Source organism: Stenotrophomonas sp. YJH_SMC_37 (assembly GCF_059370035.1).
The window spans coordinates 429,034-446,996 of the sequence record NZ_JCAFTG010000003.1 but is presented as its reverse complement, the minus strand read 5'-3'; the positions used below and the strand labels follow the sequence as shown (position 1 = coordinate 446,996).

Here is a 17,963-nt window from a genome sequence, read left to right as displayed (position 1 = left end):
GGCAGGGTAGCGCCTTGCCCAGAGAACCCCATGAACTCCCCTGTACATCCCACGCCCCTGGTCGCGCCGCCTCTGTGGCGCACCTACCTGGCCCTGCTGCTGCCGATGCTGCTGACCAATGCGCTGCAGCTGGCCGCAGGCACGCTGGACAACATCTACCTCGGCCATCTGCTCGGTACCCAGGCGGTGGCCGTGGCCGCTGCGTTCTTCCCGGTGTTCTTCCTGCTGCTGGCCCTGGTGATGGGCCTGGCGACCGGCGCGATGGTGCTGATCGGGCACGCCTGGGGCGCGGGTCGGCCGCAGCAGGTGCGCGCGGTGGCTGGCAGTGCGGTGGCGCTTGCCCTGCTGTTGTCGCTGCTGGTGATGGGCGTGGGCGGCGTGTTCGCGCCGCAGATGCTGGCGGCACTGGGGACGCCGGCGCCGGTCCTCGGCGAGGCCATCGTCTATGCGCGGGTGCTGCTGCTGAGTGCGCCGGTGTTCTTCCTGCTGTGGCTGGCAACGGCCGTGAGCCGCGCGGTGGGTGACGCAAAGACGCCGCTGCACGCGCTGCTGCTGGCGACCGTGCTCGGCCTGCTGTGCACGCCACTGCTGATCCTCGGCTGGGGCGGCCTGCCGCAGCTGGGCGCGGCCAGTGCCGCGGTGTCGGCAGCATTTGCCTCGCTGCTGGCGTTGGTCTGGTTGCTGTGGAGCTGGCATCGCCTGGGGCATCCGCTGGCACCCGGCCATGAGCTGCTGCGGGCCATCCGTTTCGATGGCGCGATCATTCGTTCGATGCTGCGCATCGGCGTGCCGTCCTCGCTGCAGATGCTCAGCCTGGCCATTGCCGAGATCGTGTTGCTCGGCTGGATCAACCGCTATGGCTACACCGCCACGGCGGCCTACGGTGCGGTCAACCAGTTGATGAGCTGGGTGCAGCTGCCGGCCATGTCGCTGGGCATCACCGCCACCATCCTCGCCGCGCATGCGATGGGGGCAGGACGTGCGGCACGATTGCCCGCCATTGCCCGCACCGGGGTGCTGCTGGGCCTGGCGATGCTGACGGTCGTGGTGCTGCTGGTGATGGCGCTGGCGCCGTGGCTGACCGGCCTGATCCTGGCGGCGCCGGAGGTGCGCGAACTGGCCGCACTTCAGCTGCGCACGGTGGTGTGGGGCGTGCTGGCGATGGGCGGCACCACGGTGCTGGTCGGCGTGATGCGCGGCAGCGGGACTGTGCTGCTGCCGGCGTTGCTGGGCATGACAGCGGTGTTGCTGCTGGAGCTGCCACTGGCGATGTGGCTGCAGGCGCGGCACGGGCTGACCGGCCTGTGGTGGGCGTGGCCGCTGGGACTGGTGGCGATGCTGGTGTTGCAGATGATGTGTTTCGCGAGGTGGCGCAGCCGGTTGCCGGCGGCGGCCTGACCGCAGCGCCATTGCCGGGGCAGCCGACCAGCGGCCGGCTCCACCGCTCGGTCGGATCGCATCCGGCGAAAATCCACGCCGATGCGGGTCGGGTAGCGCCGGGCCATGCCCGGCGGCAATCAGCGCCGATGCGCCAGCAGCAGGTGGAAATGCTTCTCCCGCGTCTGCCCGTCATTGCCGGCAGCAGTTTCGCGATGGCTGCGCCAGGCCGAGATGTTGAATCCCGACACGCGCATCGCCAGCTCAACTGCGTCCAGTTCGTGCAGCTGGAAATCGGCGGCAAACGGCAGGCTGCGCATGAAGGCCGCATCGCCGAACGCCAGGCACAGCCGCCCTCCCCGGCGCAGTACGCGCGCAAGCTCGTCCAGCACCGGGGCCAGGTTGGGCCAGAAGTACAGGGTGTTGACCGCCAGTGCGGCATCCACGGATGCCTCGTCCACCGGCAGCGCATGGGCATCGCCAAGCCGCATCGCGGCCCGGTCGCCCAGGCCGGCACTGGCCAGCCGCCGGTTGCCGGCCTCGACCATGGCGGCGGACAGTTCAACGCCCAGGTACTGGCTGCCCGGCGCTTGCAACAGCTGGGGCGCGAAGGCCGCATTGCCGGGGCCGATCTCCAGGATGCGTTCGCCGGCCGCCACCGCCAGCAGCCCGATCGCGGCCAGGTTCAGGGCGCTGTTGCTGCGGTTCATCGAGTCGGCCACCGCCAGTGCGGCGTCGCCATGGGGCTGCCGCAGCTGCGCGGCCAGGGTGGAAGCATCCAGCATCGTCGTCGTCCATCGAAGAGATTCGGACGTGGCGGCGGCGGGTCCGCCGATGACCATAGCGCTGACCTTGCGGCTTGGGAAGTAGGGAAACCCCGCGTCAGGGTGATGAGGAAATGTCCACCGTCGCAGTCGGTGAGATCTGGTTGTCCACAGGGGGTGTGGATTACGCGTGGGCAACTTTGTGGATAAGCCGCGACAGGCTCCACCCCCCTAGGCTGTCAAGATGGGTGGCGAAAAATTCACCGCCGGTGAGGGTGCGTGAGGGAGCAGTGAAGGCCGCGGCCTGCCGGCGCTGTCGCCGGCAGCGGCGCTCGCGGTAACCTGTGGGCCTCGATGCTCCGTGAGACCCCATGAAACGTCACTTCTCGATGCTGCGCGAATTCCAGCTGGCCGACTGGTTCACCTTGGCCAATGCTTTCTGCGGCACCGGTGCGGTGTTTGCCGCAATGCGCTTCCTGCAGGACGGCGAGCGCGGCTACCTGCTGTTCGGCATGGCGCTGATACCGCTGGCCTTCATCTTCGACGCCCTCGACGGCCGCATCGCGCGCTGGCGCAAGTCCAGCTCCACCCTGGGGCGCGAGCTGGATTCGCTGTCCGACGTGATCTCGTTCGGCGTCGCGCCGGCGGCGCTGGCCTATGCATGTGGCATGCAGGGCGGCTGGGACTGGCTGGTGCTGAGCTATTTCGTCTGCTGTGGCGTCAGCCGCCTGGCGCGCTACAACGTCACCGCCGAGGCAATGACCGGCGACGAGGGCAAGGTCACGTATTTTGAAGGCACCCCTATCCCGACCAGCCTGGTGCTGGTGATCGTGCTGGCGATCGCCGCCGGTACCGATGCCATCGGCCAGAACATCTGGTTCGGCCAGTGGCAGATCGGCCCGTGGCAGCTGCACCCGATGGTGCTGCTGTTCGCCCTGTCCGGGTCGCTGATGATCAGCAAGACCCTGCGCATTCCCAAGCCATGAGCCAGCCCTGCGGAGGCCTGCGATGACCAGCTCGGCCCACGACGCCGGCAGCAGTGATTTCGAGACCCTGGCCCGGCAGTACTTCGGCGCCTGGGGCGATGCCCTGCGCCACGCGGGCACGCCCAGCGCACCGGCGGGCGACGACCCGGGCAGCTGGCAGCGCCTGTTCGACTGGTGGGGCCAGCTGTTGCCGGAACAGGGCCCAGGCGCGCCGGAAGATGCCGTGCGCCGGTTCCGCGAACAGGCCGGGAGCTGGTACGGCACCATGCAGGAGGTCGCCGCTCGGTTTGCCGGCCGCGACGCCAGCAGTGCCGATGTGGCCCAGGCCTGGCGTGAGGCGGTGCAGGGGCAGGGCGATGGCATGCTGCAATGGATGCTGCAAGGGGCCCGTGGCAGCACCCACGCCGGCGCCGCCGTGCCCGAATTCGCCGCATGGCTGCAGCAGTTCCAGCTGCAGGCGGGCCCATGGCTGCAGAGCCCGGCATTCGGCCCCGGCCGCGAGCACCAGGCGCGCTGGCAGGCCCTGCTGCGTGCGCAGGAAGAATACCAGCAGCATTCGCGCGCCTATGTCGACCTGATCAAGCGGGCACTGGACGAGGCCTTTGCGTTGTTCGAGCAGCGCCTGGCCGAGCACGAACAGCCGGGCAGCCAGCTGACCAGCGCCCGCGCGATGTTCGACCTGTGGATCGAAGTGGCCGAGGAGGCCTACGCCAAGGTCGCCATGTCCGAACCGTTCCAGCAGGTGTACGCCTCGCTGGGCAACGCGCAGATGCGCCTGCGTGCCGGCCTGCAGCGCGAGGTGGAACAGATGAGTGAACGTATCGGCCTGCCGACCCGCAGCGAGATGGATGCCGCACACCGCCGTATCGCCGAGCTGGAGCGCAGCCTGCGCCGCCTGCAGGCACAGGTGGCGGCGCTGGCTGGAACTGCCGAGGTGGACCCAGTGGCGCAGCCGGCGCCGGCGAAGGTGAAGCCGGCCGTACGTAAGGCCGCGAAGAAGGCCGCGCCGGCAAAGAAGGCGGCTGCGAAAAAGGCGTCAGCGAAAAAGGCCGCACCTCGCACTTCCACTCGGACGCGTGACCGATGAAGGGGCCGCTGGGCTTCAACGCCGATGACCTGATGCAGGAAACCCTGGCCATGCAGCGCAAGCTGATGGAAGGGCTGAAGCTGCTGCCGCAGGTGGAAGACGTGGACTATGGCGTGACCGCGCGTGAGGAAGTCTGGCGCGACGGCAAGGTGGTGCTGTACCGCTTCGTCGGCGAACAGTCACCGACCCGGCGTACGCCGCTGCTGATCGTCTACGCGCTGGTCAACCGTCCGTACATGGTCGACCTGCAGGCCGACCGTTCGCTGGTGCAGAAGCTGCTGGCGCTGGGCCAGGACGTGTACGTGCTGGACTGGGGCTACCCGGATCGCTCGGAGCGCTTCCAGACCCTGGAGGACTACCTGCTGCGCTACATCGATGGTGCCGTCGATGCGCTGCGTGCGCGCAGTGGTGGCCCGGTCGACCTGCTGGGTATCTGCCAAGGCGGCGTGTTCGCACTCTGCTACGCCGCGTTGCGCCGGCAGAAGCTGGGCAAGCTGATCACCATGGTCACCCCGGTCGATTTCCAGACGGCCGACAACATGCTCTCGCACTGGGCGCGGCAGGTGGATGTGGACCTGCTGGTGGATACGCTGGGCAACATCCCGGCCGACCTGATGAATGCCAGTTACCTGATGCTCAAGCCGTTCCGCCTCAATGTGCAGAAGTACGTGGGCCTGCTCGACATCCTCGATGACAAGGCCGCGCTGGAGGACTTCCTGCGCATGGAGAAGTGGATCTTCGATTCACCGGATCTGGCGGGCGAGGCGTTCCGCGACTTCATCAAGCAGTTCTACCAGGGCAACGGATTGATGAACGGCACGGTGCGGATCGGCGAGGAAGCGGTGGATCTGTCGCAGGTGACGCTGCCGGTGCTGAACATCTATGCAGAACAGGACCATCTGGTGCCACCGGATGCTTCGCGCGCGATGCGTGGGCGCCTGGGTACGGATGACTACACCGAGTCCAGTTTCCGTGGTGGGCATATCGGCATCTACGTTTCCGGCCGTGCGCAGCGCGAAGTGCCGGCCACGATCGATGGCTGGTTGAAGGCGCGTGACCTGTAGAGTCGAGCCATGCTCGACTGACCTGGGGGGATGATGACGTACCGGATTCTGTTGATTCTTGCGGCACTGCTGGCAGCGCCGCTTGCCCACGCCGCACCCAGTGCGGATGCACGGCGGGAGATCGCCCAGCTGATCGCCAGCCTGGACGGCTCCCAATGCCGCTTCCAGCGCAATGGCAGCTGGCACGATGGCAGTGATGCGCGCGCGCACCTGCAGCGCAAGTACGACTACCTGCTGAAGAAGGACATGGTGGACAGCGCCGAGCAGTTCATCGAGCGCGCTGCCAGCCAGAGCAGCATGAGTGGCAAGCCCTACCGCATCCAGTGTCCAGGACAGCCTGAACAGACCGCAGCCGCTTGGTTCGGCGCACGCCTGCAGGCCCTGCGCCACCGCACGCCGTAGACATCGGGGCGGTGTAGAGTCCAGCCATGCTCGACTGCCTTGTCCGTTTCCCGGAGCCGCTGCCATGAACACCACGCCCAAGACGCTGTCGCGCTCATTGAACGATCGCATGATCGCCGGCGTGATGGGCGGCATCGCCCACCGCTTCGGCTGGAACCCCACGCTGGTGCGGATCGTGTTCGTGCTGATATCGATTGGCTCGGCCGCCTTCCCCGGCATCCTGGTCTACCTGATCCTGTGGCTGCTGATGCCGAACGAGGCCGATTGAAGACTGCCCCTGAGCCCTGGCCGATCTGGCTGCGCGCGCTGCAGGTACTGGGCGCGGTGTGGACGTCACCCAATTCCCTGATCGGCCTGATCGGCGGCCTGGCCGGCATGCTCGGCGGCGCGTCATTGCGTTGGAGCGCGCGCGACTGTGCGCTGGTGTTCGACCGCTGGCCGTGGGGGCCAGGCGGGGCGATCACGCTGGGGAACGTGATCCTGCATACCGGCCATGACCTGGGCATTTCCTGCCGCACCTATGCGCATCAGGCGGGGTGGGGCGTGGAACCGCTGATCCGGCTGGATGATCACGAACGTGCGCACGTGTACCAGTACATGGTGCTGGGGCCGCTGTACCTGCCGGTGTACCTGCTGTGCGGCGGGGTGAGTGCGCGCAACCCGTTTGAACGGGCGGCCGATCATTTCGCCCGGTTCGGGCGTGGCTGGTGGCCGTAGTTTCCAGCCAACGGCGCAGCCCCTCGTGGCTTGGTCGCGGAATGCCTGCTTCCTGGGGGCTGGCCGGGTGGGTGGGGCCGGCAGGGACGCCGCGAACCCATCCATGGGGGCTTAGCCGCGGCATCCATGCCGCAGATACCCCGCCAGCCCCACCCACCCGGCCGCTGACAGTTCCCGTGTGCGCCAAGCCACGGAAAAGAAAAAGAACAGCAGAAGCGGGTCGCGCGCTTCGCTTGCTCGTGTAGAGCCGAGCCTGCGCTCGGCTTCGCGGACTGGCCTGAAAGCAGCCGAGCATGGGCTCGGCTCTACAAAAAGCGAGCCGGCCAGGCCGCTTTTGCTTTTGGTCTTTTTTTTCTTTTCCGTGGTTGGACGCGCACGGAACCTGTCAGGGGCAGGGCGGGATGAGGTCGCGGGACCGTTGGCGCCATGGATGGCGCCATCGAGCCCCCATGGATGGGTTTACGGCGTGTCCCGCGACCCCATCCCGCCCTGACCAATCACATGAAACGCACTTCGCGACCAAGCCACGAGGGGCTGCGCCGTTGGCGGGAATCCCGTACTGATTCGTTAGCCGGAAGTTAAAGATCCGTAAGCATTCTGCTGCGATCCCGCCGTCATCTGCATGCAACCGATCGTCATTAGCCTTCGTGACGTTCCAGTCAGGTTCGACGCGGTAAGCTCTCCCTCGATGAGCTCGCAGCATCGCTCATCGAGTGCAGTACGCAGTAGCAATTTGGAGGAATACATCACATGGCAATCGTTCTTTATGTCGGTGGTAGCAAGGATGGCGAGAAGGGCGTGGTGCCCTACGGCTTCAGCAAATCCCGCGCCGACACCGCGCTGGGGCCGGAGTTCTACACGGAGCGGTTCATGGAACTGCAGGGTGTCGGCAAGGTCCGCCTGATGGCCCTGGAAGGCATGCGTGACGAGATCGTCATGCAGCGCGCCGCCCGCCACTACCGCTGACCTTCGTAACACGCGGCAGGGCGCGCCAACCATCGCGCGCCCGCGCCGGCATCCCAGCCCAGGGCCAGTCCGGGCCCGCGCTTTGCCAGGATGCCGGCGTCCAATCCGGCTACGCCGCTGAACCTTGCGCCCTGTCAATGCCTTGTCCGGCTCCGTCGCGGGTTGCCAGAATGGGGTCTTCCCGTAATGCGGCACAGACCTGAAGCAATGCACGACGCCAAGAACGCCCAGAGCGCGCTCGCCCAGCAGATCGCCCAGACCATCGCCGACGAGATCGGTGCCCAGTCCGCCCAGGTGCGCGCCGCCGTCGGCCTGCTCGACGAGGGCGCCAGCGTTCCGTTCATCGCGCGCTACCGCAAGGAAGTGACCGGCGGCCTGGACGACACCCAGCTGCGCAACCTGGAAGTGCGCCTGACCTACCTGCGCGAGCTGGAGGACCGTCGCGCAGCGGTGCTGGCCAGCATCGGCGAACAGGGCAAGCTCAGCGACGAACTGCGCAACGACATCCTGGCCGCCGATACCAAGAGCCGTCTGGAAGACCTGTACCTGCCGTACAAGCCCAAGCGCCGTACCCGCGCCCAGATCGCCCGCGAGGCGGGGCTGGAGCCGCTGGCCGATGGCCTGCTGGTCGACCCGACGCAGGACCCGCAGAGCTTTGCGGCCAGCTTCGTCAATGCTGACAAAGGCGTGGCCGACACCAAGGTTGCGCTGGAAGGTGCGCGCGCGATCCTGATGGAGCGCTGGGGTGAAGACGCCGCGCTGGTCGGCGAACTGCGCACCTGGCTGGGCGAAACCGGCGTGATCCGCGCGCGCGTGGCCGAGGGCAAGGAAACCGAAGGCGCCAAGTACCGCGATTACTTCGATCACGCCGAGTCGTTGGCGAAGATTCCCTCGCACCGGTTGCTGGCGCTGTTCCGTGCGCGCCGCGAGGAGATCCTGTTCCTGGAGCTGGACCCCGGCAGTGATGCCGAGGCCGGCCACCAGTACGCCGAAGGGCGCGTGGCGCGCAGGGCCGGCATCGCCGACCAGGGCCGCGCCGCCGACCGCTGGCTGCTGGACGCCTGCCGGCTCACCTGGCGCGCCAAGCTGCACACGCACCTGCTGCTGGACCTGTTCAACCAGGCCCGCGAGAAGGCCGAAGCCGAGGCCATCGCGGTGTTCGGCGACAACCTGAAGGACCTGTTGCTGGCGGCACCCGCCGGCCCGAAGACCGTGCTCGGACTGGACCCGGGCATCCGCACCGGCTGCAAGATCGCCGTGGTCGATGCCACCGGCAAGCTGGTGGCCACCGACACCATCTACCCGCACGAGCCGCGTCGCCAGTGGGAGCAGTCGCTGCAGACGATCAAGCAGCTGTGCGCCAAGCACAACGTGGAACTGATCGCGATCGGCAACGGCACCGCCAGCCGTGAAACCGACAAGCTGGCCGGCGAAGCGATCAAGGCCGCTGGCAACCCGAAGCTGCAGAAGGTGGTGGTCAGCGAGGCCGGCGCGTCGGTGTACTCGGCGTCCGAGTTCGCGGCCAGGGAGTTCCCGGAGCTGGACGTGTCGCTACGTGGGGCGGTGTCGATCGCCCGCCGCCTGCAGGACCCGCTGGCCGAACTGGTGAAGATCGAACCCAAGGCCATCGGTGTCGGCCAGTACCAGCACGATGTGGACCAGTACCGTCTGGCGCGCGCGCTGGATGCCCGCGTGGAGGACTGCGTGAACGCGGTGGGCGTGTACGTGAACACCGCTTCGGCTGCACTGTTGTCGCGGGTGTCCGGCCTGTCGGCCACGGTGGCCGAGAACATCGTGCGCCACCGTGACGCGAACGGCCCGTTCAAGCGCCGCAAGGACCTGCTGAAGGTGGCGCGCCTGGGCGAGAAGACCTTTGAACAGTGCGCGGGCTTCCTGCGCATTGCCGACGGTGATGAGCCGCTGGATGCTTCGGCGGTACACCCCGAAGCCTACCCGGTGGTCGAGCGCATTGTGGCCAGCACCGCGCGCCCGATCAAGGCGCTGATCGGTGATGGCAGCTTCCTGCGCGGCCTGAAGGCCGAGCAGTTCACCGATGCCACCTTTGGCGTGCCGACCGTGCGTGACATCCTCAAGGAACTGGAGAAGCCGGGCCGAGACCCACGCCCCGAGTTCAAGGCGGCACGCTTCGCCGAGGGCGTCGAGGACATCAAGGATCTGCGCGAGGGCATGGTGCTCGAGGGTGTGGTAAGCAACGTGGCGGCCTTTGGTGCCTTCGTCGATATCGGTGTGCACCAGGATGGCCTGATCCACATTTCGGCCCTGTCCGATACGTTCGTGAAGGACCCGCGCGACGTGGTCAAGGCCGGCGATATCGTCAAGGTGAAGGTGCTGGAGGTGGACGTGGCGCGCAAGCGCATCGCCCTGACCCGGCGCCTGGACGATACCCCCGGCCAAGCCACCAGCCGCCCGGGCCAGCGTGATGAGCGCGGCCATGGGCAGGGTCCGCGCCGCGACGCAGGCGGCCAGAACCGCGGGCCGAACCGGGGCCAGGGCAATGGCGGCCGTCCCGCCGCGTCCGCGCCCCCGGCCAACAACGCCCTGGCCGAGGCCTTCGCCCGCGCCAAGCGCAGTTGAGGACCGTGTTCCCCGTCACGCTTGATTCGTGGCGGGGGACTTGTCGATTTTCCCCGTGATTGCGCACACTTGCGCTTGAGGGGAGGCGTCCGGCCACCCCGCTGTTGCTGGGGAGGGCCATGACGCCAGCAGGACCCGTCGTCTTCGTTGAGGTCTGCAGCGTCGCGCTGCGGCCGCTGCCTCCCTGTGCGGGCCGGGGTACGGGTTGATGGCCGGCCAGGGAACCAACGGCAACGGGTTGCTGGAGCGGCGCCTGCAGGCGCTGGCCGAAGAGCGTCGTCGCCTGGCGATGATCATTGACGGCACCGCCGCCGGCACCTGGGAGTGGAACGTGCAGACCGGCGAGATGCGGGTCAATGCGCGCTGGGCGGAGATCGTCGGTTATCGCCTGGAAGAGCTGGAGCCGGTGTGCCAGAAGACGTTCCTGAAGCTGGTCCATCCCGATGACATCGTCCTGTCCGACGCGGCACTTGAGGATCATTTTGAAGGCCGCAGCGACAACTATGTCTGCCTGCTCCGCATGCGCCACAAGAACGGCCAGTGGATATGGATCCACGACCGTGGCCGCGTGTTCGAATGGGATGGGCAGGGACGACCGCTGTGGATGGCCGGTGCGCATGCCGACGTGACCGAGCTGCAGCAGGCGCGGCAGGACGCCGCCGAAAGCCGGCAGCGGCTGCAGGCCGTGGTCGATGCGTCCGACGAGGTGGCGGTGATCGCGACCGATACCGAAGGCACCATTACCCTGTTCAATACCGGTGCGCAACGTCTGCTGGGATACAGCGCGGAGGAAGTGGTCGGACAGCGGCGACTGGGTGATTTCCACGATCCGGACGAGTTGGCGGCATGGCTGCGCCCGCTGGCGGCTGCGGACGGACGCCTGCCGGGCGCGTTTGAAGCCCTCAGCGCCCGTGCCGATGCGCAGACCTATTCAAGGCAATGGACATTGCGGCGCAAGGACGGCCAGCCACGCCAGGTGCGCCTGTCGATCAGCCGCATGGATGGTGCCGGCGGCGCGCGCATCGGCTACGTCGGCATGTCCATCGACATCACCGAGATCCTGCAGGCACGTGCCGAAGCACGCCTGGCGGCGGAGAAATTCGCCGGTGCGTTCACGTCGGCGGCGCTGGGCATGGCGCTGGTGTCGCTGGAGGGGCGCTGGCTGGACGTCAATGACGCCCTGTGCCGGATCCTGGGCTACCCCCGCGAGGAACTGCTGCAGGTTGATTTCCAACGCCTGACCCACCCCGATGACCTGCAGGCCGACCTGGCCCTGGTGCAGGATCTGCTGGCCGGGCGGCGCAGTCACTATCACCTGGAAAAACGCTATCTCGATCGCGACGGCAAGGTGATCTGGGCGCGGCTATCGGTCTCGCTGGTGCGCAACGAGCATGGCGAGCCGTTGCATTTCGTGTCGCAGATCCAGGACATCAGCGCCCAGCGCAGCAGCGAACAGCGCCTGTTCGAGAGCGAGCAGCGCAGCCGCATCACCCTCGATGCCGTGGCCGATCTGGTGCTCAGCGTCAGTCTGGACGGTCGTATCGATTACGCCAACGCCGCTGCTGTCCGCACCCTCGCCGGTGATGGCGCGCTGTCGCTGGCAGGGCACAACGTGCAGGACGTACTGGCGCTGACCACCGAATACGCGCCCGGCTCGGTGCTTGATGTATCCGTGCTGCTGGACCCGGAAAGCAATGCGGTGGACCTGCATGCCGACCTTCTGCTGCGCCTGGGCACGGCCACGATCCCGGTCGATCTGACCCGCGCCTGGCTGCGCGATGACGAGGGCCATGTGCGCGGCGCGGTGTGGGTGCTGCGCGACGACACCCAGCAGCGGGCGCGGCAGCGCGAAGCCCGCCACCTGGCCGAGATCGATCCGCTGACCGAGCTGAGCAACCGTCGTGGCTTCGAGGTGCATCTGCAGCAGGCGATCACCCGCGTGGAGCGTACCGGCCAGGCCGCCTCGCTGATGTACATCGACCTGGACCGCTTCAAGCCGGTCAACGACACCTGGGGCCATCTGGCCGGTGACGCCGTGCTGTGGGCGGTGGCCAGCGTGCTGCGCCACGGCGTGCGGGATTCGGATGTGGTGGCGCGGCTGGGTGGCGATGAGTTCGCGGTGATCCTGTCCGGTTGCACGCCGCGTCGTGCAGCGCGCATTGGCGGCGAGCTGCTGCACACCCTTGCGTCACTGTCGATTCCGTGGGACCAGGACCGCCTGCATGTGGGCGCCAGCATCGGCATCGCACCCTTGACGGGCGGGATGAGCGTCGACCAGGCCGTGGCGGCGGCCGATGCCCAGTGCTACCGGGCCAAGGCAATGGGCCGAAACAACGTGCAGGTACAGGGCGAGGCGAGTGAGCTGCCGGGCGGCGACATCGATCCGACCGAGGGCTGATCTCAACCTGTGAGAGGGCGTGCGCGAATACTCCGCGCACTTCCCCTCCTACAGGTGGTCCCATGAATGTCTGCAACCCGGTGACGCTGCGTGCCTACGCCCCGGCAATGGTCGGCTGGTGCCTGGCCCTGGCCGCCTGCCTGCGTGCGGAACAGCTGCGCGGCGACCTGCACGCGCAGGCCCTGCTGCCGGTGCTGCAGGGCGGCGCGGTCGCCTTGCTGGTGTTCACGCTGTCCTGCATCGGTGCCGCCAGCATCATGCTGTGGCGGGCGGGCAGGAACGCGGTGGAGTGATGCGGCGGATGGTTACCGCATCCCCCATGCGCAGTTGCGTCAGCGCAGTACTTCATCCGAACTGACCAGCTGCACGTCATGCATCAGGTTGAGGTAAGCCTCGTAATAGCCCTTGTGTGACGCGCCGACGATGGTCAGCATGCGGGTGCCTGGATGCTGGCCGAGCACGTCGCGCATGTTGGCGACCATGCGCAGGTTACGGGTTTCCCAGTAGCCCAGGTAGTTGCGGCCGAAGCCTTCCGGTGAGGGTTCGACAAGTGTCGCGCCGAAGTCGCTGTTGAACGCCACCATCGCGGTCTCGGGTGCGTTGTAGGCGCGATACATCGCGAGCAATCCTTCCGGCTGAACAAGATTGGCTCCGAGCCGTTCATCAGCCGCCCTGCGTGCTTTGACGAAGGCGTTGTCCCAGGCGCCGCGTATGGCGGCAGCGTAGGCCTTCTGCTGCGATTCCGGTGTGGGCGAATCCGCAGTGTGGTCGTCCACCGACCACAGGCGCTCCAGTCCGAGGCGTGCGGCAAGCACGCCGGCCACCAGGACGGCCTCGTTGCGGCGGGTCATGCGCGTGTCGAGGAACTGCACCAGCTCCGGAGTCAGGCTGTCGGCCGCACGGCGCTCTTCCCGGGGCAGCCGCAGCCATTGGACGACTGCCGAGCTGCTCTCGCCCGCAGCCAGGAAGACTGCGGCCAAGCGACGTCGCTGGGCAGCGCTTGGCGCCTTGGGCCAATCTGCAAGCAGGCGTTCCATTTCCACGTTGGCGCTGGGCACGTCCAGACCGGTGGCGGCCTGCGCCGGTGCCGGATCGACGCAGTAGTCCGCGACGCTCTCCGCGTATCGGGCCGGATTGCGGCGCATGAAGTCACACTGCAGGCCGGACACGTTCTCCACGGCGATCGCGGTGGGCCGCCAGGCCTCCAGGCGCTGCAGCAGAGGTTCCAGCATTGCCGGCGTGAAGGCCTCCGGCAGGCTCGACAGGTGCGGGCTGCCCAGCACCAGTACCTGGTTGGGGCGTCCTGCGGGGGGGCCCTTCAGCTGGTCCGGGTGGAAGGCCGGTCGATAGGCGGTGCCGGTCGCCAGCGCATTGCTGCTGCATAGGGCCAGGAGAAGAAGGCTGGCAAAGCGAGGGAACATGCGATCTCCATGTAAATGAGCATCCTGCGGGACCTTCATGCTGGTCGTTTTCCCCTGCGGGCGAACCCCGCATCGGTCATGTAAACCTTTTTTCCTTGAGCTGCATCCTTCTGTCGGCGATGTGGTCGGCTGCCTCCCGGCGCCTGCGCTGTACAGCGTTCCGCCAACCGGTGGCGGAACGGATCCGGTCCAGCCGTTCATTGGCCCAATGCCTTGGTGTGAAGGCGGGGACACGTGAAAAAGGCGTGAAGTACACGGCAATCGTCCACCGCATTCCGCCTGCAATGGACGGAGTTGCGACGGACGTCGCGGAATGCCGCTAAAGCGGCCGACGGCATCGCCGATATCCCCTCTGGATCCCGCTCCAGTCACCCGCCGCAGGACCCCAGGCTGCCTTCGATGGGTGGTCCGCGCAGTGTGCTCCGCCGCCCCAGATGCCGATCGCACCCGCAGCAGACGTTCTTGGCAGTCGCTCGAGAGGTGCCGTGGGCACCTGTAGTCCCTGGCAACTGATGTTGCCGCCGGGCATCCCGCCCGGCGGGTCACAACCGCTTACCGGACACCGAGGATCAGACAATGCTCATTCCAGGCTTCATGGCAGGCGCGCAGGCGCCGGACGAGCTGCATACCCGATGGTCGCCGTGGCGTACGCTGCTTGGCGTGCTGGCGCCGCAGCAACGCACCGGCACAGCGAAGGCGATGACCGACCGCACCGAGCTGGAGGCGCAGGTGGCCGCGCTGCATCGCGTGCAGGCCGTCATCGAGTTCGCGCTCGACGGAACCATCCTGCAGGCCAATGACAATTTCCTGCAGGCGATGGGGTACCGGCTGGAGGAGATCCAGGGCAGGCATCATTCCCTGTTCGTCGACCCCGAGCAGGCGCGCAGCGCCGAGTACCGCGACTTCTGGGCGCGCTTGGGGCGCGGCGAATATGACGCCGGACAGTACCGCCGCTTCGGCAAGGGCCAGCGCGAGATCTGGATCCAGGCCTCGTACAACCCGGTGCTGGACCGCCAGGGGCGGCCGTACAAGGTGGTCAAGTTCGCGACCGCCATCACCGCGCAGAAGCTGCAGGCGGCCGACTCGGCGGGGCAACTGGCCGCGATCGCCAAGTCGCAGGCGGTGATCGAGTTCAGCATGGATGGCCGCATCCTGTCGGCCAACGACAATTTCCTCGCCGCCACCGGCTACAGCCTGGACGAGGTGCGCGGGCAGCACCATTCGTTGTTTGTCGAGCCCGGGCATCGCAGCAGCGTGGAATATCGCCAGTTCTGGGAGAAACTTGGGCGCGGCGAATATGATGCGGGCCAGTATCGGCGCCTGGGCAAGGACGGGCGCGAGGTCTGGATCCAGGCTTCCTACAACCCCATCCTGGACCTCAACGGAAAGCCGTTCAAGGTCGTGAAGTATGCCGCCGACATCACCGCGCAGGTGCACGAGAACCAGGCCATGCAGCGCGCCGTGGCGCAGACCCGAGAGGTGGTGGCTGCCGCCAAGCTGGGTGACTTGACCCAGCGCGTAGCCACCGCCGACAAGAGCGGGCCGATTGCCGAGTTGTGCGAAGGCGTGAATTCGCTGGTCGAGGCGATGGCCGCGATCATCGGCCAGATCAAGTTCGCGGCCGACACCATCGCCGTGGGTGCGACTGAAATCGCGCAGGGCAACAGCGACCTGTCGCAGCGCACCGAGCAGCAGGCGGCCTCGCTGGAGGAGACTGCGGTGTCGATGAAGGGTCTTGCCGAGACGGTGCAGCGCACCGCAACCAATGCCCGCCAGGCCAGCCAGCTGGCCGGTGGGGCAGCCGATGTCGCCGCGCGGGGCGGCAATGTGGTGCATGAGGTGGTCGAGACGATGGCGGTGATCAATGCCTCATCGCGGCGCATCGTCGACATCATCGGGGTGATCGACGGCATCGCCTTCCAGACCAACATTCTTGCGCTGAACGCAGCGGTGGAGGCCGCGCGCGCCGGTGAACATGGTCGTGGCTTCGCCGTGGTTGCCACCGAGATCCGTGAGCTGTCGCAGCGTTCGGCCAGCGCAGCCAAGGAGATCAAGCACCTGATCGATGCGTCGGTGGCCAATGTCGGCGCCGGTACCGCGCAGGTCGAGAGCGCGGGCCGCACCATGGATGAGATTGTGACAAACGTGCGCCGGGTCAGTGACCTGATGAGCGAAATCAGCACGGCCGCGCAGCAGCAGAGCGACGATATCCAGCAGATGAACCAGGCCGTCGATCTGATTGACCAGGGCACCCAGCAGAATGCCGCGTTGGTCGAGGAGGCATCGGCGGCGGCACGCAGCATGGAAGAACAGTCGGCGCAGCTGCTGCAGACCGTGGCCAGCTTCCGCGTGCAGGGCGCGGCAGGGCAGCGGCAGGGAGCGGCGGCGCTGCACGCCGTCTAGGCCCGGCGGTTGCATCTGTCTTCCGTAGTATCTGCGTCGCCATATACGCGGTTGCGCCCGGCGCGTTTGGCCCGATACAGGGCCTGGTCGGCGCGTTCGACCAGGTCGCGCGGATCGTGCTCTTCGCCCGGTGCCTGCCACGCCACGCCGACGCTGATGGTGACGGTGGCCTCGGGGGCGGGCAGGGCAGCCGCTTCGACCGAAGCGCGGACCCGCTCGCCCAGGGCCATGGCGTGGGCGGCATCGGGCGAGGGCAGGGCAGCGATGAACTCCTCGCCGCCATAGCGGGCCAGCAGATCGTCACCCCGTTGCAGGCAGCCATCAAGAATGGCGGCGACCGACTGCAGGCGCTGATCTCCTTCCGGGTGGCCATAGGTGTCATTGAGGCGCTTGAAGTGGTCGATATCGATCATGAGAACGGCCAGGCCCAGACCTTGGCGCCGCGCGCGGCGGTGGGCCGCGCCAAGCGATTCATCGAAGCTGCGTCGGTTGCCCAGGCCGGTCAGTGGATCACGCCGTGCCAGTTTTTCCAGCTCGTCGCGCTGGCGCTGGATCTCCACCTGGCTCAGCACGCTGCGCAGGGCATAGCCGAGCAGGGAGCCGATGAAGCCGACCGTGGCCAGGGTCGGCTGCAGGCGCGCGACCAGAAGCGCCACCAGCATCAGCAGCAATGGCAGCATCAATGGTACGCCGGCATCGATGATGCGCCGCAGGCTGCGGGATACCTCCACTGTCGGGTAGCGACGATGGCTGCCCGCCAGGGTGGCCAGCAGCACGAACAGTCCACTGATCAGCAGGTCGCCCCAACTGCCGTCGGGCACCTGCGGCTGATAGGTATTGATGTAGAAGGCCAGCAGGAAGTAGCCCAGCGCGTAGATCGTCAGCGTCCGGAAAAAATCGCGGCGGTCCGGATCGTCCTCGGCCAGGAAACGGATCAGTGCGAAGCAGAACACCAGGCTGTTCTGCATGCTGCTCATGGTGTTCAGGCACTGCGTCCACAAGGCGGTGTTGAAGTGCGTCATCGCCCGCGTGTGCCCGTAGTACAACAGCCACAGCAACGCGATGATCAGCAGGTCCACCGCGCGGATGCAGCGGTTGCCGCCTCCCGGGCTGGCGGCAACGTAGGTCAGGGGGATGCGGTAGAACACGTACAGGATCAGCGAAGACACGGCCGTCTGCGCGGGATCCAGGCCCGTCACATTGCGGTACAGCAGGGCCAGCAGGGCCAGCGAGAACAGGCCCACGGCCGCGCCCAGCGTCCGCCATTTGCAGGCGGCCTGGTGGCTGTCACGTGCACGCCGCACGCAGGCCAGTGCAGCCAGCAGCGGTGCGGTGATCAGCATCAGGTAGGAGCCGACCGGGTCCTGCGGGCCGATAAAGGCAATGACGAGCGCGTGCGTAACCAGAAAAAACAGCGCCGCACGCAACGTCATGCATTCCCCCACCCCCAGCTCCGGCTGGGATCACGATAGGCAGAAGCACGTGAGGCTTGCAAGAAAAGTGTGCGCTGTGTCTATTTAAATACTTGCCGGAAGTCGCAGTTGCGTTCCTCTGTGTTGGCGCGGAGCCTGTGCCGCGGGCGTTCATCCAGAAGGCACGGGTGTCCCCACGCGGTCGAGGGTGCAGCCGCGCTTGGCCACGCCCGGCAGTGAGAAGCAGCGCGACCAGGGCGTCGTGTCATCCGCGTGAGGTGGACGCAGCCGTGCGGTCGGGATCTCGGGGAGCGAGGGCAGGGCGGGCGTTGGCATCGATCCCAGTTCCGGCGCCCGGCACTGGAAATGCA

At 67.2% G+C, this 17,963-nt stretch carries 15 protein-coding genes; 12 read left to right on the top strand and 3 right to left on the bottom strand.

Features of this window, described 5'->3' with window-relative positions:
- The first annotated feature begins 30 nt into the window (after positions 1-30).
- Positions 31-1,398, top strand: coding sequence for an MATE family efflux transporter (locus AC5P8J_RS06755; protein WP_111099060.1), 1,368 nt, complete (start codon positions 31-33; stop codon positions 1,396-1,398).
- Positions 1,399-1,517: 119 nt separating this feature from the next.
- Here AC5P8J_RS06755 and AC5P8J_RS06750 read toward each other — a convergent pair whose 3' ends face one another.
- Positions 1,518-2,162 carry a class I SAM-dependent methyltransferase gene (locus tag AC5P8J_RS06750; RefSeq protein ID WP_227844450.1) on the bottom strand — a complete coding sequence of 215 codons (645 nt, stop codon included), beginning with the start codon at positions 2,160-2,162 and terminating at the stop codon, positions 1,518-1,520.
- 350 nt (positions 2,163-2,512) lie between these two features.
- Here AC5P8J_RS06750 and AC5P8J_RS06745 point away from each other — a divergent pair, with 350 nt between their 5' ends.
- The 10 genes from AC5P8J_RS06745 (at position 2,513) to AC5P8J_RS06700 (ending at position 12,649) form a co-directional block, all read left to right on the top strand.
- Entirely contained in the window at positions 2,513-3,127 is a 615-nt protein-coding gene (locus AC5P8J_RS06745; protein ID WP_019660264.1) for a CDP-alcohol phosphatidyltransferase family protein, read from the top strand.
- Positions 3,128-3,149: 22 nt separating this feature from the next.
- On the top strand, positions 3,150-4,214 hold the full coding sequence (phaE, locus tag AC5P8J_RS06740) for a class III poly(R)-hydroxyalkanoic acid synthase subunit PhaE (protein WP_058981418.1): 1,065 nt from the start codon (positions 3,150-3,152) through the stop codon (positions 4,212-4,214).
- A complete protein-coding gene (gene phaC, locus AC5P8J_RS06735) occupies positions 4,211-5,278 on the top strand; it encodes a class III poly(R)-hydroxyalkanoic acid synthase subunit PhaC (RefSeq protein ID WP_021202818.1) in 1,068 nt (355 codons plus the stop codon). Before phaE ends, phaC begins: the two co-directional genes overlap by 4 nt.
- A gap of 33 nt (positions 5,279-5,311) precedes the next feature.
- A complete protein-coding gene (locus AC5P8J_RS06730; protein ID WP_031269840.1) occupies positions 5,312-5,680 on the top strand; it encodes a YfeK family protein in 369 nt (122 codons plus the stop codon).
- 64 nt (positions 5,681-5,744) lie between these two features.
- Positions 5,745-5,948: a PspC domain-containing protein gene (locus AC5P8J_RS06725; protein WP_021202820.1), complete on the top strand. Its 204-nt coding sequence runs from the start codon at positions 5,745-5,747 to the stop codon at positions 5,946-5,948.
- Positions 5,945-6,397, top strand: a complete 453-nt coding sequence (locus AC5P8J_RS06720) for a hypothetical protein (protein WP_197575817.1) — start codon at positions 5,945-5,947, stop codon at positions 6,395-6,397. The genes AC5P8J_RS06725 and AC5P8J_RS06720 overlap by 4 nt, the downstream gene beginning before the upstream one ends.
- A 750-nt stretch (positions 6,398-7,147) precedes the next feature.
- The gene (locus AC5P8J_RS06715) at positions 7,148-7,363 is read left to right on the top strand and encodes a hypothetical protein (protein WP_005410085.1); all 216 of its coding nucleotides are present in this window, start codon (positions 7,148-7,150) and stop codon (positions 7,361-7,363) included.
- A gap of 207 nt (positions 7,364-7,570) precedes the next feature.
- The gene (locus AC5P8J_RS06710; RefSeq protein WP_494540147.1) at positions 7,571-9,958 is read left to right on the top strand and encodes a Tex family protein; all 2,388 of its coding nucleotides are present in this window, start codon (positions 7,571-7,573) and stop codon (positions 9,956-9,958) included.
- Between the two features lie 208 nt (positions 9,959-10,166).
- A complete protein-coding gene (locus tag AC5P8J_RS06705) occupies positions 10,167-12,356 on the top strand; it encodes a PAS domain S-box protein (protein WP_111099252.1) in 2,190 nt (729 codons plus the stop codon).
- Between the two features lie 62 nt (positions 12,357-12,418).
- Entirely contained in the window at positions 12,419-12,649 is a 231-nt protein-coding gene (locus AC5P8J_RS06700; protein WP_019660256.1) for a hypothetical protein, read from the top strand.
- Between the two features lie 39 nt (positions 12,650-12,688).
- On the opposite strand, the gene AC5P8J_RS06695 is transcribed toward AC5P8J_RS06700, so the two are convergent.
- Positions 12,689-13,777 carry a DUF5694 domain-containing protein gene (locus AC5P8J_RS06695; protein WP_134730753.1) on the bottom strand — a complete coding sequence of 363 codons (1,089 nt, stop codon included), beginning with the start codon at positions 13,775-13,777 and terminating at the stop codon, positions 12,689-12,691.
- A 576-nt stretch (positions 13,778-14,353) separates the two neighbouring features.
- On the opposite strand from AC5P8J_RS06695, the gene AC5P8J_RS06690 reads away from it, so the two are divergent.
- Positions 14,354-16,180 carry a methyl-accepting chemotaxis protein gene (locus AC5P8J_RS06690; protein ID WP_495216718.1) on the top strand — a complete coding sequence of 609 codons (1,827 nt, stop codon included), beginning with the start codon at positions 14,354-14,356 and terminating at the stop codon, positions 16,178-16,180.
- Here the strand turns inward: AC5P8J_RS06690 and AC5P8J_RS06685 are convergent.
- The gene (locus AC5P8J_RS06685; protein ID WP_495216717.1) at positions 16,177-17,613 is read right to left on the bottom strand and encodes a GGDEF domain-containing protein; all 1,437 of its coding nucleotides are present in this window, start codon (positions 17,611-17,613) and stop codon (positions 16,177-16,179) included. The two genes, AC5P8J_RS06690 and AC5P8J_RS06685, sit on opposite strands and share 4 nt — an antisense overlap.
- Positions 17,614-17,963 lie beyond the last annotated feature (350 nt).